This window comes from Pseudomonas sp. SLBN-26, from assembly GCF_006715895.1.
GTDB lineage: Bacteria > Pseudomonadota > Gammaproteobacteria > Pseudomonadales > Pseudomonadaceae > Metapseudomonas > Metapseudomonas otitidis.
The window spans coordinates 1845340-1869682 of sequence record NZ_VFOB01000001.1; the positions used below are offsets into that span (position 1 = coordinate 1845340).

Sequence of the window (24343 nt, forward strand, 5' to 3'; positions counted from 1 at the left end):
CATCACTGGCGGGCGATGGCCTGGGTGCCAAAGCTCGGGTCGATCAACTGGTCCACCACCTGGGCCACGTCCACGCCACGGCGTACCAGGCCCTCGCTGGCGAGGATCGGCGCCGCCGCCTTCAGCGCAGCGATGTGCTCCGCGCCCGGCTGGGCGTTGGAGAAGTCGGTGCGCGACAGTTGCAGCCGCGCCACCTCCAGCGGCAGGCCGGACTCCTTGGCCAGCAGCTCCGCCAGCGGCTCGGGGTTCTCCCGCGCCCACTGCCGGGCCTTTTCATAGGCCTGCAGCACCTGCTTGATGGTCTGCGGGTGCTCGGCGGCGAAGCCCTCGGTCACGCTCACCACCCCGTAGCTGTTGAAATCCAGGTTGCGGTAGAGGATGCGCGCCCCCGACTGCAGCTGGCTGGCCGCCAGGTGCGGGTCGAGCCCGGCCCAGGCGTCCACGTCACCGCGCTCCAGGGCCACTCGGCCATCCGGATGCTGCAGGTGCACCAGCTCCACGTCGTCCTTGCCCAGGCCGGCCTGTTCCAGGCTGCGCAGGGTGAACAGGTACGGATCGGTGCCCTTGGTCGCGGCGATCTTGCGGCCCTTGAGGTCGGCCAGGGTCTTGATCGGCGAGTCCTTGCGTACCGCCAGGGCCGTCCACTCGGGGCGGCTGGCGATGTACACGGTCTTGATCGGGCTGCCGTTGGCCCGGCTCAGGACGGCCGCCAACCCGGCGGTGGAGGCGAAGTCGATGCTGCCGCCGTTGAGGTACTCCAGCGAACGGTTGCTGCCCTGGCTCAGCACCCAGCTCACCCGCGTATCCGGGCCCAGGGCCTGCTCCAGCCAGCCGAAATGGCGCAGCACCAGGCTGGTGGGCGAGTAGTAGGCGTAGTCGAGGCGGACCTGCTCAGGCGGCGTCTCGGCCTGGGCGGCCAACGGCGAGGCGAGTGCCGCGCAGGCGGCCAGCAACCCGACGACGCGACCGATAAAACCGGGCCGGCGGGCCCGCAGGGGGAAATGGCTCATGGAAGGCTCCTGACAGAAGACGCGCGACGCTCCTTATTCGATCCAGCTATCCATAGCCGTCATCACGCTTTGATCAGGGAATATGCAGCCACCATGCCAACCCTCAGCGCCCCGGCCGGCGCGGCCTGGCGCCCTGCCCTGCCTCGCCCTGCTGTACACCCGGCAACAGCCTGTTGCCGGACTGTTGCTCCAGCAACAGCCCTCAGGCCCGCTTGTTCAGCAACCGCGCCAGGCGGTCGCCGCCGAACTGGATGAGGGTCACCAGCAGCACCAGCACGATGATCACCGTGAGCATGATCTGCGTGTCAAAGCGCTGGTAGCCGTAGCGGTACGCCAGGTCGCCCAGGCCGCCCGCGCCGATGGCGCCGGCCATGGCGGAGGAGTTGATCATGGTCACCAGGGTGATGGTGAAGCCACCGACGATGCCCGGCCGCGCCTCCGGCAGCAGCACATTCCAGATGATGTGACGACGCTGGCAACCCATGGCCTGGGCCGCCTCCACCAGACCGAAATCCACCTCCCGCAGGCTCACCTCGGCGATGCGCGCGAAGAACGGCGTGGCGGCGATGGTCAGCGGCACCACCGCGGCCCAGACGCCGTAGCTGGTGCCGACGATCAGCCGGGTGAAGGGAATCAGCGCCACCATCAGGATCAGGAAGGGCACCGAACGCAGCACGTTCACCACGCTGCCCAGGGTGCGGTTCAGCACACGCGCCTCGAAGATCCCGCCCGGCCCGGTGGTCACCAGCACCAACGCCAGCGGAATGCCCACCAGCAGCACGATCAGCGACGAGGCGCCGATCATCAGCAGGGTGTCCAGCAGCCCGGTCCAGAGCCGATCAAGCATGGGCGACATAGCCGCGCACCTCCGCCTTGTCCGCCAGTTGGTGGGCACGCTCCAGCACCTGCGTACTGCCCAGCCCGGCCAGGCCGACCCGCACCAGCAGGTGCCCCTGCGGGCGTCCTTGGATGCGGTCGATGCCGCCGTGCAACAGGCTCACCCGCGCGCCCAGGCCCTGGGCAATGGCCAGCAGGTCCGGCTCGCGGCCACTGGCCCCCGTGAAGTGCAGGTCCAGCAGCAGGTCACCGCCGGGCACCGGTTCGTTGGCCAGGCGGCCTTGCAGGTCGTCCGGCAGCTCGTGGCGCAGGGTGCCCAGCAGGGTGCGGGTGACCGCGTGCTGTGGGTCGCCGAACACCTGCCAGACCTCGCCCTGCTCCACCACCCGCCCCCGCTCCAGCACCACCACGCGGTCGCAGATCTCGCGGATCACGCCCATCTCGTGGGTGATCAGCACGATGGTCAGGCCCAGGCGCCGATTGATGTCGCGCAGCAGCGCCAGGATCGACTGGGTGCTTTCCGGGTCCAGCGCCGAGGTGGCCTCGTCGCAGAGCAGGATCTCCGGCTGGTGCACCAGCGCACGGGCGATGCCGACCCGCTGCTTCTGCCCACCGGAGAGCTGCGCCGGGTAGGCGTCGCGCTTCTCCGCCAGGCCCACCAGGGCCAGCAGCTCGGCGACCTTGCGCTCGATATCGGCCTTGGCCACGCCCGCCACCTTCAGCGGCAAGGCGACGTTCTGCCAGACGGTCTTGGCCGACATCAGGTTGAAGTGCTGGAAGATCATGCCGACGCGGCGACGCAGCAGCACCAGTTGCTTCTCGTCGAAGGTGCCGATGTCTTCCTCGTCTATCACCACCTGGCCCACCGAGGGCTTCTCCAGGCGGTTGAGGGTGCGGATCAGCGACGACTTGCCGGCGCCGCTGCGACCGATGATGCCGAACACCTCGCCCCGGCGGATTTCCAGGTCGATGCCCTGCAGCGCCTGCACCGGCCCCTGGCTGCCCGGGTAGGCCTTGCCCAGCCCCTGCAGCCGGATGTGCGGCAGGTCCAGGCGGATGTTGCGATTGAAACTGACCATGTGGGCCTCTCGAAAATCTGTTTAAAGCCCGAAAAGCGGAACCGCGGGAGGCAGTAGCCCGGGCTTCAGCCCGGGCTACGCACGTCCACCAGAACCCACCCCTCGACCAAACCGCACGGCGAACCTCCGTAGGGGCGAATTCATTCGCCAGGCAGCCCGCAGGGCTGCTCCTCGACGCCATTGGGGCAGCGCTGCTGCCCCTGGGCGACTGAAGTCGCCCCTACAGTGGGAGCGGATTCATCCGCGATGCAGGCCGAAGGGCTACCCTGCCGGGGTCACCCTGGGAGCGCTGCGCGCTCCTTTCGCGAATGAATTCGCTCCCACCAGAACCCGCCCCTCGACCAAACCGCACGGCGAACCTCCGTAGGGGCGACTTCATTCGCCAGGCAGCCCGCAGGGCGGCTCCTCAAATCCATTGGGGCAGCGCTGCTGCCCCTGGGCGACCTAGGTCGCCCCTGCAGTGGGAGCGGATTCATCCGCGACGCAGGCCGAAGGACTGCCCTGCCGGGGCCGCCCGGGAGCGCTGCGCGCTCCTTTCGCGAATGAATTCGCTCCCACGCCTATCCCAGGGGCGTCACTGCCAGCCGGGCTGGTAGAGCGAGCCATGAGCCTTGTCGAGTGCGGCGCGCACCTGCGGCGAGTGCTGGTACACCTCGACGAACTTCGCCAGGCGCCCGTCGTCCTGGTAATCGCCACGGGTGACGAACTGGATGACGTACTCCTTGTTCTCGATGCCGTCGAAGAGCAGCGCGCTGTTGGGGTCGATCGTGCCGGCCAGGCGGATGTAGTGCGGGTAGCCCTGGGCCAGGTCGACGTCGTCCAGGGCGCGCACCAGCTGCACGGCCTCCAGTTCGATGATGTCGATGTGCCTGGGGTTCTCGACGATGTCGTCCAGGGTCGCCTTGTAGCCCACGCCTTCCTTTAGCTTCAGCAGGCCGGCCTTCTGCAGCAGCTGCAGGCCACGACCGCCGTTGATGGGGTCGTTGGCGATGGCCACCTTGGCGCCCTCAGGCAGATCGGCGATGGCCTTGTACTTCTTCGAGTAGAGGCCGACGTTGTTGATGATCCCGGGGGCAAAGGCCTTCAGGGTAAACCCGCCCTCCTTGTTGGCGTTCTCCAGGAAGGGCGTGTGCTGGAAGTAGTTGGCGTCGATGTCACCGTTGGCCAGGGTGATGTTCGGCGTGTTCCAGTCGGTGAACTCCACCAGCTCGACCTTGAGGCCCTGCTTGGCGGCCTCCTCCACCGCCACCTCCAGGGGCGGGGCGAAAGCGGCAGTGGTGCCGAGCTTGAGGGGCTTGTCGGCGGCCTGGGCGATGCCGCTGGCCAGGAGCAGGCCAAGGGCCAGGGTCTTGAGGGTGTGCTTGGGCATGGTTTCTATCCGTGGGTAATGGGGGGTCACTGTGTAGGGGCGACTTCAGTCGCCAAGGAGCGCGCAGCGCTCCCGGAGGTACCTGGGGGCAGGCCGGCAGCCTGCTGGGCGAATGAATTCGCCCCTACAGAAAAGGCAGCCCCCTTGTGGCTCGCCGGCAACTGATCCCCCGCGCCAAAAACCTTGTGGCGCAAGGTGCCGTCGGCATAGGCGGTCTTGTAGGCACCTCGGGCCTGCAGCTCCGGCACCACCAGGTCGATGAAGTCGGCGTAGCTCTCCGGGGTGACGATGCGGGTCAGGTTGAAGCCGTCCAGCCCGGTCTCGTCGATCCACGCCAGCAGCTCGTCGGCCACCTGGGTCGGCGAACCCACCAGCAGGACGTAGCGGCCACCCAGGGCGTGCTGCTCCAGCAGGTCGCGGCGGGTCAGGCTGTTGTCACGCAGCTTGCTGGCAGCGGACTCGATGGCGTTGGTCTTCATGTAGGGAATCGGCTCGTCCAGCGCGAAGCGGGCGAAGTCGATGCCGGTGGAGCTGGCGAAGTGGGCGACGCCCGCCTCGGCACTGGCATGGGCCAGGTACTCGGCGTGCTTGGCACGGGCCTCGGCCTCGGTGGGCGCGACGATCACGCTGATGCCCATGAACACCTTCACCGCCTGCGGATCACGGCCGGCGGCCACGGCGGCGGCGCGCACCTTGTCCACCTGGGCGCGGGTCGCGGCCTTGTTGCTGCCGCTGATGAACACGCACTCGGCATGCTCGCCGGCAAAGCGCAGGCCGCGCGCCGAGGAGCCGGCCTGGAACAGCAGCGGCGTGCGTTGCGGCGAGGGTTCGCAGAGGTGGTAGCCCTCCACGTCGAAGAAATCGCCGTGGTGCACCACCTTGTGCACCTTGTCCGGCTGGGCGTAGACCCGGCGCTGGCGGTCGTTGACCACTGCCCCGGCTTCCCAGCTGCCTTGCCACAGCTTGTAGAGCACCTCCAGATACTCGTCGGCCTGGTCGTAGCGGCGGTCGTGCTCCACCTGCTGGCTGCGGCCCATGGCACGGGCCCCGCTCTCCAGGTAGCCGGTGACGATGTTCCAGCCCACGCGCCCCTCGCTCAGGTGGTCCAGGGTACTCATGCGCCGGGCGAACAGGTACGGCGGCTCGTAGCTGAGGTTGGCGGTAACGCCGAAGCCCAGGTGGCGGGTCACCCCGGCCATGGCGGAGACCAGCAGCAGCGGGTCGTTGACCGGCAGCTGGATGCTCTCCTTCAAGGTCAGGTCGACGTTGCCCTGGTAGACGTCGTAGACGCCGACGATGTCCGCCAGGAACAGCCCGTCGAACAGCCCGCGCTCCAGCAGCTGCGCCAGCTCCGTCCAGTAGGAGAGCCTGCGGTAGTCCGTGGAGCGGTCGCGCGGGTGGGTCCACAGGCCGTGGTTGATGTGCCCCACGCAGTTCATGTTGAAGGCGTTGAGGAGGATCTGCTTGCGCGCCATCAGATCGTCCCCCGGCGCGGCGGCAGCACGCCATTGAGGTAGTAGTTGCCCACCGCGTGGTACTTCCAGCGCACCGGGTCGTGCAGGGTGTGCACCCGGGCGTTGCGCCAGTGGCGGTCGAGGTTGTGCTCGGCGAGGCTGGCGCGGGTGCCGGCCAGTTCGAACAGCTTGCTGCCGGCACTGAGCGAGACCTCGGTGGTCAGCGCACGGGCCTCGGCCACCCCGAGGGACGCAGCGGCCACGCTGTCGGCGGTGGGCTCGGCGCTGGCGGCATCCAGCAGCCGGCCGGCGCGGTCGAGGATGGCCTCGGCGGCGTGCAGGCGGATGGCCAGGTGGCCGAAGGCGTGGATCAGCAACGGGTCGTCGCTGGCCTTGTCGACCCCGGCGTCGATCCACGGCCGCGAACGGGTGCGGACGAAGGCCAGCGCATCCTCGTAGGCGGCGCGGGCGATGCCGACGTCGATGGCGGCATGGAGGATCTGGGCGAAAGGCCCGACCGTGGTCGGGCGCTCGAAGGCGGCCTGGAAGGACACCAGGTCCTCGGCCGCCACCGGCACGTCGTCGAACACCACCGAGCCGCTGCCGGTGGTGCGCTGGCCAAAGCCCGACCAGTCGTCGATCACCGTCAGCCCCGGCGCGTTGCGCTCGGCAAAGGCCAGGTACTGGTGGCCATCCTCGGCCACCACCAAGGTCGGCACGCGGTGAGCGTAGAGGGCACCGGTGCAGTAGAACTTGCGGCCACGGATGCGGTAGCCCTCGCCGTCCCGCACCAGCTGGGTGGTGCGGTCGTTGGCGGTGCGGGTGCCGATCTCTGCCAGGGCGTTGCCGAAACGCTCACCGGCCAAAGCGGCAGCGAACAGGCGGCGCTGCTGTTCGGGACTGCCGTTCACCCGCAGCACTTCCAGGGCATAGAAGTGGTTCTGCGGGATCTGCCCGAGGGAACTGTCGGCTGCGCTGATCAGCGCGATGACCCGCGCCAGGGTGACACGGGACACGCCGGCCCCGCCGAACTCGCGGGGCACGCTGATGCCCCAGAGGCCGGTGCGACTGAACAGCTCCAGTTCGTCCAGGGGCAGGCGGCGCTCGCGGTCGCGCTCGGCAGCGCCGGGCCGGAACAGGTCGGCCACCTGGCGCGCCACCTCCAGGGCTTCGTCGTCGTCACGGATGATTGCCACGGGGGCGTGTGGGTGGGGATGGGCAATGGTCATGGCGCCTCCTCAGATCCAGGAATGGCGGGCCGGGAAGGCGCCGTTCAGGTGGTAGTTGCCGACGGCGTGGACCTTCCAGCGCACCGGGTCGTGGAGGGTGTGCACCCGGGCATTGCGCCAGTGCCGGTCTAGGCCGAACTCGGCGAGGGTGGCGCGGCTGCCGGCCAGCTCGAACAGCTTCTCGCTGGCCAGCAGGCTGATCTCGGTGGTGAGCACCTTGGCCTCGGCCACGGCGATGGAAGCGCGGGCGGCCGCTGCGGCGTCGATGGGCGCGGCGGCCACTTCGTCGAGCACCTGGCCGGCGCGCTCCAGCAGCGCGTTGGCGGCGTTCAGCTCGGTCTTCAGGCGGCCGATCTCGGCAATGGTGTACAGCTCCTCGCTGGCTCGCTCGACGCCGGCGTCCACCCAGGGCCGCGAGCGCTCGCGGATGAAGGCGACGGCGTCGTCGATGGCGGCCTCGGCGATACCGGCGTCGATGGCCGCCTGGATCAGCTGCGACAGCGCGCCCTGGATGCTCGGCACCTCGACCAGACGACTGTTGTGGAACACCAGGTCGTCCGCCACCGGTACGCGGTCCAGCAGCACGGTGCCGCTGGCGGTGGTGCGCTGGCCGAAGCCGGACCAGTCGTCGACGATGGCCAGCCCCGGCACGCCCCGCTCCACCAGGGCCAGCACGCCGGTGCCGCTGTCATCCAGGGCCTTGACCGCCACCCAATGGGCGAACAGGGCGCCGGTGGAATAGAACTTCTCGCCGCTCACCTCCAGCCCAGCGTCACCCCGGGTGATGCGCGCCTTGATCTCCAGGGTGTGCTTGGTATTGCGCTCGGGGCCGGCATTGGCCAGGCGACGCCCTGCGAGGATGCCGGCGAACACCTGGCGCTTCTGCGCTTCACTGCCGACGTTTTCGATCACGCTGAGCAGGCCGAACTGGTTCTGCGGGATCTGCCCCAGTGCCGGGTCGGCGGCACAGAGGATGCGGAACACCTCGGCGAGGGTCACATGGGAAACCTCGGCACCTCCATAGACGCGGGGGATGCGAATGCCCCCCAGGCCCAGGCGGGTGAAGAGTTCCACTTCGGGCCAGGGCAACTGGCGGTCGCGGTCACGCTGGGCGGCGCCAGCCCGGGCCTGCCTGGCCACTTCGTGGGCGGCGTGCAGGGCCTGGGCGTCGTTCTCGATCAGCGCCGCCGGGAGTAGCGGGGGCGCCTGGTCACGCGGGTCCTTGGGTTCGGAAGGGTGGGTCATGGGTCCGTTCTCGATCATTCCTGTTGCGTCGCGAGCAGCCGCGTACGCTTGCGAAGAGATCGGTTGCACAACCCGTGCCTGAAAAATATTCCTTATTAATCAGCTATTTATATAAAACGAACAACTGTTGGAATCTGCACAGCAGGGCAAATTGCTGAACATCTGTTGCCCCAGCAACAGTTCAGCCCTGCAAGCGCCGGGCAGCCTCCTGGATCTGCTGGCGGACCCAACGCCGCAACGGGTCGCTGGCCGTGCGCTGGTGCCAGATCTGCATCACCTCCACCTTCGGCAGGGCCAGCGCCTCCGGCAGCGCATGCAGGCACAGCGACGGGTCGCGGGCCACCGCGTCCTCGGCCACCGAGCGCAGGCAGGTCAGCAGCAGGTCGGTGCCGGGCAACAGCCGGGGCGGCGCCAGGAAGCTGGAGAGCCCCGCCGCCACCCGCCGCTGGCGACCGAGCGCAGCCAGGGCCTGGTCGACCCGCCCGGCCAGGTCGCCGGTGAGGGTGGTGAGCAGGTGCTCGCAGGCGACGAAGGCGTCGAGGTCCAGCCCCCTGACCAGGTGCGGGTTGTCGCGCCAGGCCAGCACCACAAAGTCCTCGCTGAGCAGGCGCTGCTGGTGGAAGGTGTCCGGCAGGTCGGCGTAGAACCCGGCGATGGCCAGGTCGCAGGTGCCCTTCTCCAGTTCCTCACGGGGGAGCAGGCCACGGGTGTTGTGGGTCACCAGCACCAGGTTGGGTGCCTCGCGGCGCAGCACCGGTAGCAGCTCGGGCAGCAGCGTCTGCTCCATGTAGTCGGTGCTGTAGAGGTGGATGCGCTCGGCGCGCTGGAGGAAGTCCTGGCCGTCGCTGTGTTCATAGAAGGCCTCCAGTTCCGCCACCAGGCACTGGATGCGCGGTGCCAGCTCGTGGGCCCGGGGCGTCGGCGTCAGCCCGCGCGGCGCGCGCACGAACAGCGGGTCGCCCAACTGGTGGCGCAGCTTGTTCAGCTTGTGGCTCAGGGCCGGCTGGCTCAGGGCCATGCGCTCGGCCGCCACCGAGGCGTTGCGCTCCTGGTAGAGCACATGGAAGACCAGCAGCAGGTTCAGGTCCTTGTTGGCGATATTCACTTTTTGGATACCAGGAATAAGAGCTTTCGAATTATCGAATCCTACGCCCTCTCCTAGGATGGTCGCCAACCTGAAACGACGCCCCCACGGGCGGGAGACTGCACATGAAAAAGATCCTGATGGTCCTCACCTCCCACGACCGCCTCGGCGACACCGGCCTGGCCACCGGCTTCTGGCTGGAAGAGTTCGCCGCGCCCTACTACCACTTCCTTGATGCCGGCATGGCCCTGACCCTGGCCTCGCCCAAGGGCGGCCAGCCGCCACTGGACCCGAAGAGCCACGACGAGAGCGCCCAGACCGACGCCACCCGCCGCTTCGACGCCGATCCGGCCGCGCGCCAGGCTCTGGCCAGTACCCTGCCCCTGGAAGCCGTGCGCGCCGACGACTACGACGCGCTGTTCTACCCCGGCGGCCACGGCCCGCTCTGGGACCTGGCCGAGGACGCCCGCTCCATCGCCCTGATCGAAGCCTTCCTGGCCCAGGGCAAGCCGGTGGCTGCGGTATGCCACGCTCCCGGCGTGCTGCGCCATGTGAAAGCGCCCGACGGCCAGCCGCTGGTGCGTGACAAGCAGGTGACCGGCTTCAGCAACAGCGAAGAAGCCGCCGTGCAACTCACCGAGGTGGTGCCCTTCCTGGTCGAGGACATGCTGCGCGGCCATGGCGGCCTCTACAGCCGTGCCGATGACTGGCACAGCCATGTGGTGGTGGACGGCCTGCTGGTGACCGGGCAGAACCCGGCCTCGTCCGATGCAACGGCAGACGCCCTGCTGAAACTGCTGTGAACCCATCGGGGAGGCGCCGCGCCTCCCCCTTTCGAGGAGACGCCATGAGCATCGCCCTGTTCGCCACCCTGAGCCCCCTGCCGGAGCACCGCGAGGTCGTTCTGCAGGCCCTGGAAGCCCTGGTCCAAGGCACCCGCAACGAGCCCGGCAACCTGCGCTACGACCTCTACGCCGGGGATGACGGCAGCCTGCAACTCCACGAGCTGTACCGCGACCAGGCCGCCATCGACGCCCACCGCGCCAGCCCGCACTACCAGGCCTTCCGCGAAGCCGCCGTGGCCGGTGGCTGGATGGCCGCCCCCACCCAGGTGGTGCAGGCCGTACCGGTGAACGTCGCCCAGGGTTGATCGGGCAACCGGCGCGCCTACTTGCCGCTGATCAGCCGGTAGCGCGCCAGGTCCTTCGGGTCGAGGACCCGCATCTGGCGCGGGTCGATGCGCTGCATGTCGTCCAGCAGGCTGTCGGGAATGCCCATCTCGCGGAAGTAGGCCGAGGCGTTGTAGCGCACGCCCTGGTACAGCGCCGCATCCCGCGAGGCGTCACCGTGGGCGTAATACGGCCGGTGCAGCCCCACCGAACCGCGCACCGCCTTGTTGCGGCCGGCCGCCAGCAGGTAGACGCAAGTGCCCTGGCACAGGCCGGTGGACGGCACCAGGGTGTCGAAGCCGGTCTCGCGCACCAGCCGCCCCATGCGAATCGCCTCGGGCACGCTGCCGCCGATGCTGTCCAGCATCAGCACCTTGCGCGCGAAGTTGCCGGGGTTGCCCAGCACCCCCTTCATCAGCGCGTCGTAGTCACCCGGCGCAATCTCCTCCGACACCTTGGCCACCAGCATGCGACCGATGGTCGGGTGCTGCACCGCCTCCACCTCCACCCGCGCCTCGGCCTGCAGCACGAACAGGCCGAAACACAGGGCAGCAAGGCGGGACAATGGGCGGGTCATGGGCAAAGGTCCTGGAAAAATCAGAAGGTGCGGAAGATACCTGCCGCCAAGGCCGGGCGGAAGCGTCCTGCCGCTGCACTGTGCGCCAGTGGGAAGGCGCCGCAGTGTTTCCAGGCGAACCGTTGCGCCGGATCGCAAGTCCAACCCCGCAGACCCAACAGGAGACCACCATGGACACCACGCCCCATACCCTCGCCACCCTGTTCGAACAGCTCGGGCTGGACGCCAGTCGGCCGGCCATCGAGGCCTTCATCGCGGGCCATCGCCTGGAGGAGGGTCGGAAGATCCATGAAGCGCCGTTCTGGAACGAGGCCCAGCGGGATTTCCTGCGCAGCGCCCTCGGCCAGGATGCGGACTGGGCGGTGAAGGTGGACGAGCTGGCCGTGTGCCTGAGCGCCTAGCGCCGAGTCCATCGATGGGGCTGATGGCGACCATCAGCCCCTTTCAGTTCTGCGCCCGGGAGCGCAGCGGCATCATGCCTCGGGTCGGGCACCTGCCCCGCTGAAACGAGGATCGAGCCATGTCCTTCCCCCACGCCTGCAACGACAACAGCTACCTGGTCACCCATGTGACCCAGGATGAGTTCCGCCTGCACTTCGAGACCGAGGTGGCGCTGTGCCGTGAGGACGGCACCTTCGAGATGCTCCAGGTGAGCACGCCCATCGCCGAGCGTCGCGCATTGCGCCAGCTGATTCGCGGCGAGGCGGCCTGATAGGGCCACCTCGCCGGCCGGTCAGGCCTTGACCTGGCTGGGGAACGGCAGCTTGCGCAGGCGCACGCCGGTGGCGGCGTAGAGCGCATTGGCCACTGCCGGTGCCAGGGGCGGCACGCCCGGTTCGCCGACGCCGGTGGGCTTCTCGGCGGAGGGCAGGATGTGCACCTCCACCACCGGCATCTCGTTCATCCGCAGCACCTGGTAGTCGTGGAAGTTGGATTGCTCCACGCGCCCTTCCCGCAGGGTGATGGCGCCGTGCAGGGCGGCCGCCAGGCCGAAGCCGATACCGCCCTCCATCTGCGCCTTGATCACGTCCGGGTTGATGGCCAGGCCGCAATCCACCGCGCAGACCACCCGATCCACCCGGAAGCTGCCATCGGCCTTGACCGTCACCTCCGCCACCTGGGCCACGTAGCTGCCAAAGGATTCATGCACGGCAATGCCACGGCCACGCTTCTCCCCCTCGGCCCCTGGCTTGAGCGGCTGGGACCAGCCCGCCTTGTCAGCGACCAGTTCCAGCACGCCTCGGTGACGCGGGTGCTTCTCCAGCAGCCCGTGGCGGAAGGCGTACGGGTCCTTGCCGGCGGTGGTGGCGGCTTCGTCCACCAGCACTTCGGCAGCGAAGCCGGTGTGGGTGTGGCCCACCGAGCGCCACCACTGCACGGGGACGCCGATGTCGCTGGGGGTGCTCAGCTCCACCTGCAGGTTGGGGACGGCGTAGGACAGGTTGGCGAGCCCCTCTACTGAAGTCTGGTCGACGCCGTCCTTGATCATCACGGCCTCGAAGCCGGTGCCCTTGATGATGGATTGCCCGACGATGCGGTGATGCCAGGCGGTCAGCCGGCCTTCGGCATCCAGCGCAAGGCGCGCGCGGTGCAGATAGGCCGGGCGGTAGTAGCCGCCACGGGTGTCGTCCTCACGGGTCCAGACCAGCTTCACCGGTGCCTTCACGCCCTTGTCCCAGGCGGCCTTGGCGATGGCCACGGCTTCCAGCGGGTAGTCCGACACCGGGTTGGCACGGCGGCCGAAGCTGCCACCGGCATAGAGCTGGGTGATGGTGACCTTCTCCGGGACGATGCCGAGCAAGCGTGCCACCGAGGCCTGGTCACCGGTCTGCCACTGCTCGCCGTTCCACAGTTCGCAGGCGCCTTCGGAGAGGCGCACCAGGCAGTTCATCGGCTCCATGGCCGAGTGGGCCAGGTAGGGGAACTCGAACTCCGCCTCGATGCGCTGGTGGGCCTTGGCGAGGACCGGCTCCACGTCGCCTTGGCGGGTGGCGACGGTGCCCGGCTGGGCGGCGGCGTCACGGTAGCGGGCGAAGATTTCTTCGCTGCCAAGGGTGAAGGCACGCTGCTCGTCCCACTCCACCGTCAGGGCATCCCGGCCGCTGCGGGCAGCCCAGGTGTTGTGCGCCAGCACGGCGACGCCGGCACGGCCGTGGGGCAGGTCGCGGAACTCCACCACCTCCACCACGCCCGGCACGGCCTTGGCGCGGGTGGCGTCGACCTTGGCCGGCACGGCACCGAAGCGCGGCGGGTAGGCCACCACGGCCACCAGCATGCCGGGCAGCTTGAAGTCCTGGGTGAACACGGCGCGGCCGTCGGTCTTGTCGGGGCTGTCCTTGCGCGGTACGGCCTGGCCGATGAGGCGGAAGTCCTTCGGCTCCTTGAGGGGGACGCTGGCCGGTACGCTTTCACGGGCGGCGGCCTCGGCCAGTTCGCCGAAGCCGGCCTTGCGACCGCTGGCGGCATGGCTGATGACGCCCTGCTCGACGCGCAGGGAATCAGCCGGTACCTGCCATTGCCGCGCGGCGGCGGCCACCAGCATGGCGCGGGCGGTGGCACCGGCCTTGCGCATCTGCTCGTAGGCATTGGCGATGGAGCTGCTGCCGCCGGTGCCCTGGAACGGCCCGAACGCCAGGTTGTTGTAGCGCTTGGCGTCGGCAGGCGCGCCCTCCACCACGACCCGGCTCCAGTCCGCGCCCAGCTCTTCGGCCACCAGGGTGGAGAGGCCGGTGTAGGCGCCCTGCCCCATCTCCACGTGCTTGGCGATCACCGTCACCTGGCCGCTGCGGTCGATGCGCACGAAGGCATTGGGTTCGAAGCTGCCGTTGCCGGCCAGCAGTTCGGCGGCGTCCAGCAGGGGCGAGAACAGCACCCCCAGGGCCAGTCCGCCACTGCCGCGCAGGAAGGTGCGGCGGCTGACGTTGAAGATGCCGGTCTCCGGCGCTGCGTCCTGCTTGAAGGTGCTCATGGCGTCGCTCCTCATGCCAGCTGCCCGGCGGCTTCGTGGATGGCCGCGCGGATGCGCACGTAGGTGGCGCAGCGGCAGATGTTGCCGCTCATGGCGGCGTCGATGTCGGCATCGGTGGGCGTGCGGTTGCCACTGAGCAGAGCGGTGGCCGCCATGATCTGCCCGGACTGGCAGTAGCCGCACTGCACCACGTCGAGCTTGCGCCAGGCGGCCTGGACGGCGCGGCCGACGTCGTTCTCGGCCACCGCTTCGATGGTGGTGACCTTGCGCCCCACCACGCTGGAAACGGGGGTGACGCAGGCGCGCGTGGGCTGGCCGTCGACGTGCACGGTGCAGGCGCCGCACAGCGACATGCCGCAGCCGTACTTGGTGCCGGTCATGCCGGCCACGTCTCGCAGGGCCCACAGCAGGGGCATGTCGGGCGCCACGTCGAGCGCGGTGTCCTGGCCATTCAGGTTGAGGGTAATCATCGGTTGGCCCACCTCTTCGGGATCGGGTTGGTCGTCATCGGCCGCACGCGGCCTGGCTGGTTTTCTTCAGACTAGAAGGCCGCCGCCGACCCCGGTGCCGGGGCGACGAAGCGGCGGCCGGTTCAGGCACTCTGCCGCAGGCGGGCGATGTCGCGCTGGGGCGGCGCGCCGAACAGCCGGCTGTATTCGCGGCTGAACTGCGAGGGGCTCTCGTAGCCGACGCGGCCGCCGGCGGTGGCGGCGTCCAGGGCTTCGCTGAGCATCAGCCGCCGCGCCTCCTGCAGGCGCAGCTGCTTCTGGAACTGCAGCGGGCTGAGGGCGGTGACCGCCTTGAAATGGTGGTGCAGCGCCGAGCTGCTCATGTTCACTTCGCTGGCCAGGGCTTCGATGGACAGCGGCCGGTGGTAGTGGGTCTTCAACCACGCCACCGCGCGGGCGATGCGCTGGGCCTGGCTGCCGGCGCAGGCGATCTGCCGCAACTGCGCGCTGCGCTCGCCCATCAGCAGGCGGTAGAGGATCTCGCGCTTGATCAGCGGCGCCAGCACGGGGATGTCGGCCGGGGTATCCAGCAGACCCACCAGGCGGATCAGCGCGTCCTGCAGGCCGCCGTCCAGGCTGCACACCGAGATGCCCCGGGCGGACGCCGACAGCGGCGGCGGCTCGGCGATCTGCAGCAGCATCTCGCTGATGGCGGCGGGCTCCAGGTCCAGGCGCATGCTGAGGTAGGGCACCTCGGGCGTGGCTTCGAGCACCTGGCCGATCACCGGCAGGTCGAGGGAGACGATCAGGTACTGGGACGGGCCGTAGCGGTAGCACTCGCCGTTGAGCTGGGCTTGCTTGCTGCCCTGGAGCACCACGCCCAGGGCGGGCTCATAGAGGCAATGCAGCGGTTCGCTGGGCGTGCTGGCGCGGAACAGCCAGAGGCCGGGGATGGCGGTGGCGCTGCCGCCCTCCTCCCTGGCGAATCGTTCAATCAGCCGGGCGAACCGGTCCTGGGCTCCAAGGGGGGCGGTGAAAACAGGGTCGGCGTTGGAGACGGATGAGTTCATGGTTAGGGCTTCTCCCGGCAAGGCTTCCGACTCTAACCGCGGGGAAAACCGGCGTCTCGCACGCGAGTAGAAACAGGCAGGATCGTGCAAGAATCCGGCAGGAATCGACTACCCGGGCAAGGAGGTGGGACGGCAGACTGCAGTCCTGGCTGAAACCACCACCATCCACAACGCAATCCGGCGCACAGGGCGCCGGATCGAAAGGGTCGCAGGGAACAGGTCAGTCGGCGACGCGCATCGCCACCCGTCCGCCGGGCGGGCAGGTTTCCATGTAGCGGCTGGCCTCGATGAAGTCCTCGAATTCGAAGACCCGGTCGATGCTCGGCTTGAGCAGGTGGTCGCGGGTGAGCTGGTTGATGTGCTCCAGAGCGCGGCGAACGGCCGCCTCATCACGCTCCAGGCCCGACTCCGGATCGCCACCGGTGAAATCCATGACGCAATGACGGAAGAACTGCAGGTGCTTCTTGAACGCCGCGCAGGCCGGGAAGGCCGCATCGTTGCCACCGTTCAGGCCGTAGAGGATCAGCTTGCCGCGCTGGGCGGCGACATCCCCCAGCAGCTTCATCTGCGGGCCGGCGCACTGGTCGAGGATGACCTCGACGCCCTGGCCGTCGGTGAAGCGCTCGACCTCCAGCACCAGGTCCTGCTCTTCGGTGACGATGATCTTGTCGGCCCCCAGTTCCTTGAGGAACGGGCGGCTCTCGGGGTAGCTGGTGGAGGCGATGACCACCGCGCCCAGCGCCTTGGCCAACTGCACGGTCTGCGGCGCCAGGCAATGGCCGGCCTCGGTGACCAGCACACGCTGGCCGGGTTTGAGCCGAGCCAGGTCCATCAGGGCGAAGTAGCCCATCAGCAAGGGGGTGTAGTGCACCGCTGCCTCGACCGGAGTGAGCACCTCGTCCGGGTAGCGCGTCAGGGCGCTGCGCGGCAGCAGCACCTGGTCGCCCCAGGTGGGGTAGCGGTTGGGGGTGCTGGCGGGAAAGCTGGCCACGGCCACGCCGGGTTCGAGGTCATCGACCCCTTCGCCCACGGCCTCGACCACGCCGGCCATCTCGAACCCGACACCCGACGGCAGGCGTGCCGACTCGGAGGCCAGGTTCTGACGCCAGAGCACGTCTTTCCAGCTGACGCCGATGGCACGGGTGCGCACCAGAACCTCGCCGTGCCCGGGCACCGGGGTGGGGAGCTCTTCCAGCTTGAGCACGTCGGCCTCGCCGAACTGATGGAAACGGATCATGCGGGACATCACGCACCTCGCCTGTGACTCTTTACATGGCCACGGACTCTATCCGGGCTTTGTCCACAAAACCACCCGTAGCGATCAATAGTCGTCATAAACGGTGATGATGCGGGCGCTTGACGGCGCCTGCGCGGAGCCTCATTTTTCACCCACTTTTTCCGGAAGCCCATGCATGAACAGGAACGACCTGCGCAAAGTCGACCTCAACCTGCTGATCGTCTTCGAGACGCTCATGCACGAGCGCAGCGTGACCCGCGCGGCGGAAAAGCTGTTCCTCGGCCAGCCCGCCATCAGCGCGGCCCTGGCCCGCCTGCGGTCACTGTTCGACGACCCGCTGTTCGTGCGCACCGGGCGCAGCATGGAGCCCTCGGCGCGGGCGGTGGAGATCTTCTCCCTGCTGACCCCGGCGCTGGACTCCATCTCCACCGCCATCAGCCGCGCCGCCGACTTCGACCCGGCCACTAGCAACGCGGTGTTCCGCATCGGCCTGTCGGACGACGTGGAGTTCGGCCTGCTCCCCGCCCTGCTCCGCCGCCTGCGTGCCGAGGCCCCGGGCGTGGTGCTGGTGGTGCGCCGCACCAACTACCTGCTGATGCCCAACCTGCTGGCCTCGGGGGAAATCTCCGTGGGCGTCAGCTACACCGACGAGCTGCCGGCCAACGCCAAGCGCAAGACCATCCGCCGCGCCCGCTCCAAGCTGCTGCGGGCCGACTCGGTCCCTGGCCCCTTGAGCCTGGAGGATTACTGCTCGCGCCCCCACGCCCTGGTGTCCTACGCCGGCGACCTCAGCGGCTTCGTCGACGAGGAGCTGGCCAAGCTCGGCCGCAGCCGCCGGGTGGTGCTGGCGGTGCCGCAGTTCAACGGCCTGGGCGCCCTGCTGGCCGGCACCGACATGGTCGCCGTGGTGCCGGACTACACCGCAGCCGTGCTCACAGCCGCCGGTGGCCTGCGGGTGGAGGACCCGCCCTACGGCAACCGCACCTTCGAGCTGTCCATGGCCTGGCGCGGCGCCCAGGACAACGACCCGGCGGAACGCTGGCTGCGCTCGCGCATCCAGATGTACTGCGGCGACCCCGACAGCCTGACCTGAACCGCGCGTACCGCAAGGAGACCGCCATGCAGGACACCCAGACCCTCGCCCTCCACACCCACCGACGCTTTGCGCAATCGGCCGACGCGGTCTACAGCGCCTGGCTCAACCCGGCGCTGGCCTGCCGCTTCCTGTTCGCCACGCCCGGTGGCGAGATGCGCGTCGTCGACCTCGATCCCCGCCCCGGTGGCCACCTGCTGATGGTGGAACTGCGTAACGGCGAGAAGGTCGAGCACGTCGGCGAATACCTCGAACTGGTCCGCCCCCGGCGGCTGTCCTTCACCTTCGGCATCGGCCGGGACAGTGCCGAGCGCGACCGCGTCGACGTGGACATCAGCGCCCTGGACGAAGGCTGCGAGCTGCAGTTGACCCATCACCTGGACGCCCGCTGGAGCGAACAGGCCGACAACGCCCGCGCCGGCTGGGAGGCCATGCTGGCGCACCTGGCGGCGGCACTGGAATCGGTGAAGCCTCACACCACCTGATAGACCACCCGGTTCGCCTCGCTGGGCACCGGCACCTCCCACTTGAACAGCATCCGCGCGATGTCCTGGTTGCGCAGGCTGCTGTCGCGCTGGCGATTGCGCCGGAGGATCTCCGCCTCCGGCTGCTCCAGGTAGACCAGCTCCACCCGCGCGTCATAGGCGTAGAGCAGGTCCAGGGTCTTCTTGCGCATCTGTGCCGACAGGTGCGTGGCATTCCACACGAAGGGCTGCCGCGCCCGCAGCAGCGCCCGGGCCTGGTCGATGGCGTAGTGCGCAGCGGCCCCTTCGTTCTGGCCGTGGCGCAGGCCCAGTGCCTCGCGGGCGTCGTCGAAGGACACCACCGGCAGGTCAGGCCGGTGGCGCGCCTGCCAGGTGTTCTTGCCGCTGGCCGGCAGGCCGGCCAGCACCACCACCTCGGAGCCCTCCACGGCCCGGTGCAGCGGGTAGTCCGGCAGCACCCGCGCGCCGCGGAAGTACTGCACCCGGGTGTGTTCGTCGACGAAGGCCTTGGGCGCGTGCAGGCAGCCCTCCTCCTCCGCCAGTTGCTCGAACAGGTCGATCTCGTCCAGCACCGCCTGCTTGCCGTCGAACCCACGCCCCAGCATGTCCGCCCGCGCCACCGCGCAGAGCATCCACAGCGGCAGCTCCCAGGACAGCCGGTGCAAGGTGAATTCCACCGGGCGCCCGCTGCGGTCGTTGCTGAGGGCGAAGAACGGCAGCTGGTGCACGGCGATGATCCGGCAGATGCGCTCGCGCAGCTCGAACGGCACGCCGGCGCGCCACAGCAGGATGCGCGCATCGATGGCGCCGCGCCGCGAATGGCCCGGCTGGCCGATACGGCCGGTGCTTTCGTCGATCACCGTGGTATCGGGCTTGGCGATGTCGTGCAGCAGCGCGGCGAAGAACAGCACGAAGCGCGCGTCCGCATCGGCAGCGGCATAGGCCGGCTGGGCCAGCAGCGCGTCCACCACCATCCGGGTGTGGATCCAGACGTCGCCCTCGGCATGGTAGAGCGGGTCCTGCGGGGTATCGGCCAGCCGCCCGAGGGACGGGATGGCCGCCAGGCAGGCGGCGAAGTCCGCTGCCTGGCCGGGGTTGGGCACCAGGGCCCTGAGGGTTGCCATGTCCATGGTCTTCAGTCTCCTTGGGCAGCCAGGCTGGCCCAGGTCACCACCGGCTGCGGGGCGTAGAGGTCAACGCCCGGTGCCAGCAGGTTGGGAATGTACGGCTGCCGTGAATGGTGCAGGCCGCTGTCGAGGATCGCCTGGACGAAATCCGGGCGGACCCACTTGGCGCGGCCCAGGGTGTGCCGGGCGTCCTCGATCTTCAGGTACAGCCCCTCCATGTGCTCGGAGTGGTCGCCGTTGGCCAGCGCCCGGGCCAGGTCCAGCCCTTCGCGCCGTACGGTGCGCTCGAAGCTGGCGCGCCAGTCGGGCGAACGCGCCAGGGAGGGACCGACCAGCCGCAGCAGGTCGGCCAGCCGGGGCGGCGGCGGGCCCTCGTGGAGCACCGGCACCGACAGCACCGGGCCACCGGCCAGCAACGCATGCCGCGCACGGGTGGACAGGAAGGCCTGCTCGGTGCGGTCCCAGATGTCGAACTCGAGGAACAGGTGCGGCAGCCGGTCGTAGAACACCGAATGCAGCTTGCTGCACACCTCGCCGAACATCACGTAGCGGTCTTCCAGGCGTTCCAGCAGCCAGGCTTCGTGGGCACAGGCCCATTGCTTGAACTGGCCGAACTGGCGCTCGCGGCTGCCGCCGATCAGGTAATGCCCACGGGATTGCAGCAACAGCTCGCCGCCGGGCGAGAAGCTGATGGCGGCGTTGGCGCCGTCGAGTTTTTCTTCCACCACCAGGTGGCAGCCGGCCAGGTCACGGTAGGCGAGCTGGTCGGCATCGCTGTCGCCGAGCTGCAGCCGCGACGACTCCAGGTGAGGCGTGCGCGGGTACTTGAACAATTCGAGGTTGAGCGTCGAAACGCGGACGTGGTCCGTCATGGTCTTCTCCTTCTTGAAACAGGGAAAACCGACGACGTGATGCAGCGGGATCAGTGAGCGTGCGAATGCACGGCCAGCAACAAGGCTTGTCGAACCGTCGTCGGTGTCAGGCGAGTTGGCTGGCGCGAGGCATTGGCTTCACCACTTGAGGAAAGGGGGTGGATCGGAAAGGCGCGCATTGGACCGCCACGCCACCCGGCCTGTCAAGGCCGTGAGCGTGATGCACCGCACACCGGGTTGCCCGGAGCCTGGCGCAATGGCACTCGGCGGCCTGGAAGTGGTCAGCGCGCGGGCCCTGTACGTGTACTGCCAGCAGCAGGAACAGGAGTGGCGCGAGAGGAACCGCGTCCGCGGCATGGAAGAGCGCGGGCTCGGCTTCACCCGCTTCGACACCCTCTTCGACCCGTCCATCCCGGGCGCCAGCAAGCGCACCACGCAGTCGAGCTCCAGCGTGTCCTACAGCGGCGACAGCGACAGCACCACGACCCCGATCTTCAACGCCGAAGTGACGGGCGACATCGGCGCCCTCCAGGGGCTGTCCAAGCTGGTCAACCCGCAAACCGCCTTCGCCAGCGCCGACAAGCTGGCCAAGGCCATGGCCGATGCCAAGCAGCAGTTCGAGTCGGGCAAGCTCTCGAAGGCGGAGTACCAGAGCCTGAAGATGAAGATCCTCAGCGACCTCTGAACCACCACCCGCCAGCCCCGTTTGCCGGTCGGCCCCGTGCCGGCCGGCAGACAACCTGAACTCCCCTCACCCTCGCGCGCTCTCCAGATCATGGCCAGCCCCGGCGCCGGCCCCCATGGATCAAGGAGCCCGTGATGAACAGCCCCTCGCTGACCGCACACGCCCGTCCAGGCCAGGACGCCACCGGCGACGTAACCCGCCACTACGACACCGACCTGCCGGCACGGCTCGACCGCCTGCCCTGGGGGCGCTTCCATACCCTGCTGGTGATGGCGCTGGGCATCACCTGGCTGCTGGACGGCCTGGAGGTCACCCTCGCCGGCTCGGTGGCCGCCGCCCTCAAGTACAGCCCGGCCCTGCACATGAGCAACACCGACGTGGGCCTGGCCGGCGGCATGTACATCGCCGGGGCGGTGCTGGGGGCACTATTCTTCGGCTGGCTGACCGACCGCATCGGTCGCCGACGGATGTTCTTCATCACCCTCGCGGTGTACATCGCTGCCACGGCCGCCACCGCCTTCGCCTGGAACCTCTGGAGCTTCCTGCTGTTCCGCTTCCTCACCGGAGCCGGCATCGGCGGCGAGTACTCGGCGATCAACTCCACCATCCAGGAGTTCACCCCGGCCCGCTTCCGTGGCTGGGTGGACCTGGGCATCAACGGCACCTTCTGGATCGGCGCCGCCCTCGGCGCGGTGGGTTCGGTGGTGCTGCTGGACCCGGACGTGGTGGGTGGCGACATGGGCTGGCGCCTGTGCTTCGGCATCGGCGCGGCGCTGGGGCTGGTGATCCTGCTGATGCGCCTGTGGCTGCCGGAAAGCCCGCGCTGGCTGATGATCCACAACCGCCCGGACGAAGCAAAGGCCATCATCGACGCCATCGAGGCGCGCTTCCGCCGCGAGGGGCACACACTCGCCTCCGTCGACCACCTGCCGCGCATGCGCCTGCGCGGGCGTGACCACACGCCCCTGCCGGAGGTGCTGCACACCCTGTTCGTGCGCCACCGCCGCCGCGCCCTGGTGGGCCTCAGCCTGCTCACCAGCCAGGCGTTCTTCTACAACGCCATCTTCTTCACCTACGCCCTGGTGCTGACGGACTTCTACGACGTCCCGGGGGACCAGGTGGGCTGGTACATCCTGCCCTTCGCCCTCGGCAACTTCTGCGGCCCGCTGCTGCTGGGCCGGCTGTTCGACCACGTGGGGCGACGGGTGATGATCAGCAGCACCTACATCCTCTCCGGCGTACTGCTGACCCTGAGCGGCTACCTGTTCCAGCAGCAGATGCTCGACGCCACCCAGCAGACCATTGCCTGGATGGTGATCTTCTTCTTCGCCTCGGCGGCCGCCAGCTCGGCCTACCTGACGGTGGCCGAGACCTTCCCGCTGGAGGTTCGCGCCCTGGCCATCGCCGTGTTCTACGCCTTCGGCACCGGCCTGGGCGGCATCGTCGGGCCGCTGCTGTTCGGTCAGTTGATCGAGAGCGCCGAGCGCAGCCAGGTGTTCATCGGCTACCTGATCGGCGCCGGGCTGATGGTGGCGGCCGGGGTGATCCAGGCGTTGTGGGGCGTGGCGGCCGAGCGGCAGCCGCTGGAGAGCGTGGCGAAGCCGCTGTCGCAGGTGGAGCCGGAAGCGGTCACTGCATGAGCGTGCCGAGGGTCACCACGGTGCCCAGCAGCACGAACAGCCCCACCGTGCAGGTGATGGCGCTCTCCCAGCCATCGTCCAGCCAGTGGCCCCTGGGGTAGCGCCCCAGGGTGCCCAGGCGCAGGACGACGCGGCCGACGCTGAACAGCACCCAGCGCAGCAGCACCTCCACCAGCAGTTCGCCCAGTAGGCGGCCGACCGCGCCCAGGAGGCTGTCCATGGCTAGTAGAGAGGCCGGCTGCCGAGGGTGAAGTCCACGGCCAGTTCACGGTCGTAGTGGGTGGCCCGCGCGTTCAGGTGCTCCCAGCTCAGCGCGCCGAAGCGCAGGTAGAGCCGCCCGCCTCGGCTGTCCGCCGAGAGCAGCGCCACCTGGCCGGCCTCGCGGCTGCCGTCGGTGGCATTCAGGTCAAGCCGGTACTGGCCCAGCAGTTGGCCGTAACGGTCGACGTGATCGAGGGAGATACCGCCCAGGTGCCAGTCGCTGAGCAGCAGGTAACTGTCACCGAGGCAGGCCACCTGGCGTATGGCGGCGTCGGGCTGGTACCACCAGCCCTGGCCCGCCAGCTCGTTGTTGTAGCCGGCCGGGCTGGGGCGCACGCTGACCGCACCACAGCCGGCCGGGCGCCCGGCGAACAGGGCCGGGTCCACCAGGGTGGCGGGCTGCAGTTCATGCAGGTTCAGCGGCGTCTCCGGGTAGCCCCAGGGGAGATTGATGCGCGGCGGCGGGACCAGCACCTTCTGCAGGAAGCTGGCGGCAGGCGCATCCCGCAACTCGGGGTACCCGTCGGGCGCCTGGCCGATCACCGGCCGGCCGTCGCCCACCCAGGCCTGGCGATTGCCCAGGCGCAGGTCCTCGGCCTGATCGAGCACCTCCACATCGCTGCGCCAGGCGGCAGGCTCGGAATCCGGAATGGGGCTGATGCGTTCGATGACCACATAGCGCGAGGGCTCGCCGGCCCAGGGCACGGAACGCCGTGCACCCCGTGGCAGGGCCTGGTAGGTGCGGCCGTCCGCGTGCACGCTGCGATACCCGGCGGCCAGCAACGGGGCAACCGTGACCTCGGCGAAGCGAGCCGGGCCCTCCCGCAGCACGGTGATCTCCGCCGCCGGGCGGGTAGCGGAAATGACCTGGGCAGCCGGCTGGTCGCGGGTCACCCAGTACAACGGCCCACCGACGGCGATGACCACACCCAGGCCCGCCAGCAGGCGCAGGGCGAACACGTCGCCGCTCTCGCGCATGGCCAGCAGGATGCGCACCATGTAGTGCAGCCCCACCAGGGGCGGCCATACGAGCAAGGCCGACAGCCCGGCCGGCATGGCACCGAGAAGGAGGCCCATGGAGAGCGGCAGGAAGGCCAGCTCACCGGCCAGCAGCAAGCAGAAGGCGAAGAGGTTGGCCAGCCCGCCCGCCTCCTCAGGCTCGATGAACAGCGTCCACACCAGGCCGGCCATGCCCAGCCAGGCGCCGGTGGTCAGCAGCAGCCCGAAGCCCGACCCGCCCGGTATCAGCAGGCACAGCAGGGCGAACGGCAGGGCCGCCAGCACCCCGAAGACATAGCAGGCACGGCGCAACGCCGGCCAGTTGCGGCGCAGGAAGGGCTCAGGGGCAGCCGCCCCGAAGGCGGGTGGTGGGTTGTGCATGGTGTCGTCCGTGAACGCGCGTG

25 protein-coding genes are annotated in these 24343 nt (G+C 69.1%); 8 read left to right on the forward strand and 17 right to left on the reverse strand.

All coding sequences use genetic code 11. The features are described 5' to 3' along the window. Positions 1-2: 2 nt before the first annotated feature. The 8 genes from FBY21_RS08545 to FBY21_RS08580 all read right to left on the reverse strand — a co-directional run bounded on the left by FBY21_RS08545 (position 3) and on the right by FBY21_RS08580 (position 9328). Positions 3-1010, reverse strand: coding sequence for an aliphatic sulfonate ABC transporter substrate-binding protein (locus FBY21_RS08545; RefSeq protein WP_142010310.1), 1008 nt, complete (start codon positions 1008-1010; stop codon positions 3-5). Between the two features lie 202 nt (positions 1011-1212). After that, on the reverse strand, positions 1213-1866 hold the full coding sequence (locus tag FBY21_RS08550; protein WP_044413932.1) for a methionine ABC transporter permease: 654 nt from the start codon (positions 1864-1866) through the stop codon (positions 1213-1215). Continuing rightward, complete coding sequence (locus FBY21_RS08555; RefSeq protein ID WP_107328410.1) at positions 1850-2926, reverse strand: methionine ABC transporter ATP-binding protein; 1077 nt, start codon at positions 2924-2926, stop codon at positions 1850-1852. The genes FBY21_RS08550 and FBY21_RS08555 overlap by 17 nt, the downstream gene beginning before the upstream one ends. Positions 2927-3500: 574 nt before the next feature. Next, positions 3501-4295, reverse strand: coding sequence for a MetQ/NlpA family ABC transporter substrate-binding protein (locus FBY21_RS08560; protein WP_142010313.1), 795 nt, complete (start codon positions 4293-4295; stop codon positions 3501-3503). 26 nt (positions 4296-4321) lie between these two features. Further along, complete coding sequence (locus FBY21_RS08565) at positions 4322-5770, reverse strand: LLM class flavin-dependent oxidoreductase (protein ID WP_044413941.1); 1449 nt, start codon at positions 5768-5770, stop codon at positions 4322-4324. Next, complete coding sequence (locus FBY21_RS08570; protein ID WP_142010316.1) at positions 5770-6978, reverse strand: SfnB family sulfur acquisition oxidoreductase; 1209 nt, start codon at positions 6976-6978, stop codon at positions 5770-5772. The genes FBY21_RS08565 and FBY21_RS08570 overlap by 1 nt, the downstream gene beginning before the upstream one ends. Before the next feature lie 9 nt (positions 6979-6987). Beyond that, the gene (locus FBY21_RS08575; protein ID WP_142010318.1) at positions 6988-8223 is read right to left on the reverse strand and encodes an SfnB family sulfur acquisition oxidoreductase; all 1236 of its coding nucleotides are present in this window, start codon (positions 8221-8223) and stop codon (positions 6988-6990) included. A 181-nt stretch (positions 8224-8404) separates the two neighbouring features. Then, positions 8405-9328 carry a LysR family transcriptional regulator gene (locus tag FBY21_RS08580; RefSeq protein WP_074972540.1) on the reverse strand — a complete coding sequence of 308 codons (924 nt, stop codon included), beginning with the start codon at positions 9326-9328 and terminating at the stop codon, positions 8405-8407. A gap of 104 nt (positions 9329-9432) precedes the next feature. Between FBY21_RS08580 and FBY21_RS08585 the strand changes: the two genes are divergently transcribed. Together FBY21_RS08585 and FBY21_RS08590 are read left to right on the forward strand one after the other, a co-directional pair. Continuing rightward, on the forward strand, positions 9433-10110 hold the full coding sequence (locus FBY21_RS08585) for a type 1 glutamine amidotransferase domain-containing protein (RefSeq protein WP_142010320.1): 678 nt from the start codon (positions 9433-9435) through the stop codon (positions 10108-10110). A 44-nt stretch (positions 10111-10154) separates the two neighbouring features. Beyond that, positions 10155-10457, forward strand: coding sequence for a putative quinol monooxygenase (locus FBY21_RS08590; protein WP_142010323.1), 303 nt, complete (start codon positions 10155-10157; stop codon positions 10455-10457). 17 nt (positions 10458-10474) lie between these two features. Here the strand turns inward: FBY21_RS08590 and FBY21_RS08595 are convergent, their stop codons facing one another. Beyond that, complete coding sequence (locus tag FBY21_RS08595) at positions 10475-11053, reverse strand: periplasmic-like protein (RefSeq protein WP_044413956.1); 579 nt, start codon at positions 11051-11053, stop codon at positions 10475-10477. Between the two features lie 170 nt (positions 11054-11223). On the opposite strand from FBY21_RS08595, the gene FBY21_RS08600 reads away from it, so the two are divergent. Next, positions 11224-11454 (forward strand): DUF2789 domain-containing protein, encoded by a 231-nt coding sequence (locus FBY21_RS08600; protein ID WP_142010325.1) that lies wholly within the window; start codon positions 11224-11226, stop codon positions 11452-11454. A 119-nt stretch (positions 11455-11573) separates the two neighbouring features. After that, a complete protein-coding gene (gene ptrC / locus FBY21_RS08605; protein ID WP_044403712.1) occupies positions 11574-11765 on the forward strand; it encodes a type III secretion system co-regulatory protein PtrC in 192 nt (63 codons plus the stop codon). Positions 11766-11786: 21 nt separating this feature from the next. Here the strand turns inward: ptrC and FBY21_RS08610 are convergent, their stop codons facing one another. The 4 genes from FBY21_RS08610 to FBY21_RS08625 all read right to left on the reverse strand — a co-directional run bounded on the left by FBY21_RS08610 (position 11787) and on the right by FBY21_RS08625 (position 16786). Continuing rightward, the gene (locus FBY21_RS08610; protein ID WP_142010328.1) at positions 11787-14021 is read right to left on the reverse strand and encodes a xanthine dehydrogenase family protein molybdopterin-binding subunit; all 2235 of its coding nucleotides are present in this window, start codon (positions 14019-14021) and stop codon (positions 11787-11789) included. An 11-nt stretch (positions 14022-14032) separates the two neighbouring features. After that, positions 14033-14491, reverse strand: coding sequence for a (2Fe-2S)-binding protein (locus FBY21_RS08615; protein ID WP_044403716.1), 459 nt, complete (start codon positions 14489-14491; stop codon positions 14033-14035). A 122-nt stretch (positions 14492-14613) separates the two neighbouring features. Beyond that, complete coding sequence (locus FBY21_RS08620) at positions 14614-15540, reverse strand: AraC family transcriptional regulator (protein WP_142010330.1); 927 nt, start codon at positions 15538-15540, stop codon at positions 14614-14616. A gap of 220 nt (positions 15541-15760) precedes the next feature. Then, positions 15761-16786: a zinc-dependent alcohol dehydrogenase family protein gene (locus tag FBY21_RS08625; RefSeq protein ID WP_142010332.1), complete on the reverse strand. Its 1026-nt coding sequence runs from the start codon at positions 16784-16786 to the stop codon at positions 15761-15763. A 166-nt stretch (positions 16787-16952) separates the two neighbouring features. Here FBY21_RS08625 and FBY21_RS08630 point away from each other — a divergent pair, with 166 nt between their 5' ends. Both FBY21_RS08630 and FBY21_RS08635 read left to right on the forward strand, forming a co-directional pair. Next, a complete protein-coding gene (locus FBY21_RS08630) occupies positions 16953-17870 on the forward strand; it encodes a LysR family transcriptional regulator (RefSeq protein ID WP_074967870.1) in 918 nt (305 codons plus the stop codon). 26 nt (positions 17871-17896) lie between these two features. Beyond that, the gene (locus tag FBY21_RS08635; protein WP_142010334.1) at positions 17897-18355 is read left to right on the forward strand and encodes an SRPBCC domain-containing protein; all 459 of its coding nucleotides are present in this window, start codon (positions 17897-17899) and stop codon (positions 18353-18355) included. Here FBY21_RS08635 and FBY21_RS08640 read toward each other — a convergent pair. Together FBY21_RS08640 and FBY21_RS08645 are read right to left on the reverse strand one after the other, a co-directional pair. Continuing rightward, positions 18343-19485, reverse strand: a complete 1143-nt coding sequence (locus tag FBY21_RS08640; RefSeq protein ID WP_142010336.1) for an AAA family ATPase — start codon at positions 19483-19485, stop codon at positions 18343-18345. The two genes, FBY21_RS08635 and FBY21_RS08640, sit on opposite strands and share 13 nt — an antisense overlap. Positions 19486-19490: 5 nt before the next feature. After that, positions 19491-20354 carry an RNA ligase family protein gene (locus tag FBY21_RS08645; protein WP_142010338.1) on the reverse strand — a complete coding sequence of 288 codons (864 nt, stop codon included), beginning with the start codon at positions 20352-20354 and terminating at the stop codon, positions 19491-19493. Between the two features lie 256 nt (positions 20355-20610). Between FBY21_RS08645 and FBY21_RS08650 the strand changes: the two genes are divergently transcribed. Together FBY21_RS08650 and FBY21_RS08655 are read left to right on the forward strand one after the other, a co-directional pair. Beyond that, the gene (locus tag FBY21_RS08650; RefSeq protein ID WP_142010340.1) at positions 20611-21039 is read left to right on the forward strand and encodes a hypothetical protein; all 429 of its coding nucleotides are present in this window, start codon (positions 20611-20613) and stop codon (positions 21037-21039) included. A 134-nt stretch (positions 21040-21173) separates the two neighbouring features. Next, positions 21174-22679: an MFS transporter gene (locus FBY21_RS08655; protein ID WP_142010343.1), complete on the forward strand. Its 1506-nt coding sequence runs from the start codon at positions 21174-21176 to the stop codon at positions 22677-22679. Here FBY21_RS08655 and FBY21_RS08660 read toward each other — a convergent pair. Together FBY21_RS08660 and FBY21_RS08665 are read right to left on the reverse strand one after the other, a co-directional pair. Further along, a complete protein-coding gene (locus FBY21_RS08660; RefSeq protein WP_142010345.1) occupies positions 22669-22899 on the reverse strand; it encodes a hypothetical protein in 231 nt (76 codons plus the stop codon). The genes FBY21_RS08655 and FBY21_RS08660 overlap by 11 nt on opposite strands. A gap of 2 nt (positions 22900-22901) precedes the next feature. Further along, complete coding sequence (locus FBY21_RS08665; protein WP_142010348.1) at positions 22902-24320, reverse strand: hypothetical protein; 1419 nt, start codon at positions 24318-24320, stop codon at positions 22902-22904. Positions 24321-24343 lie beyond the last annotated feature (23 nt).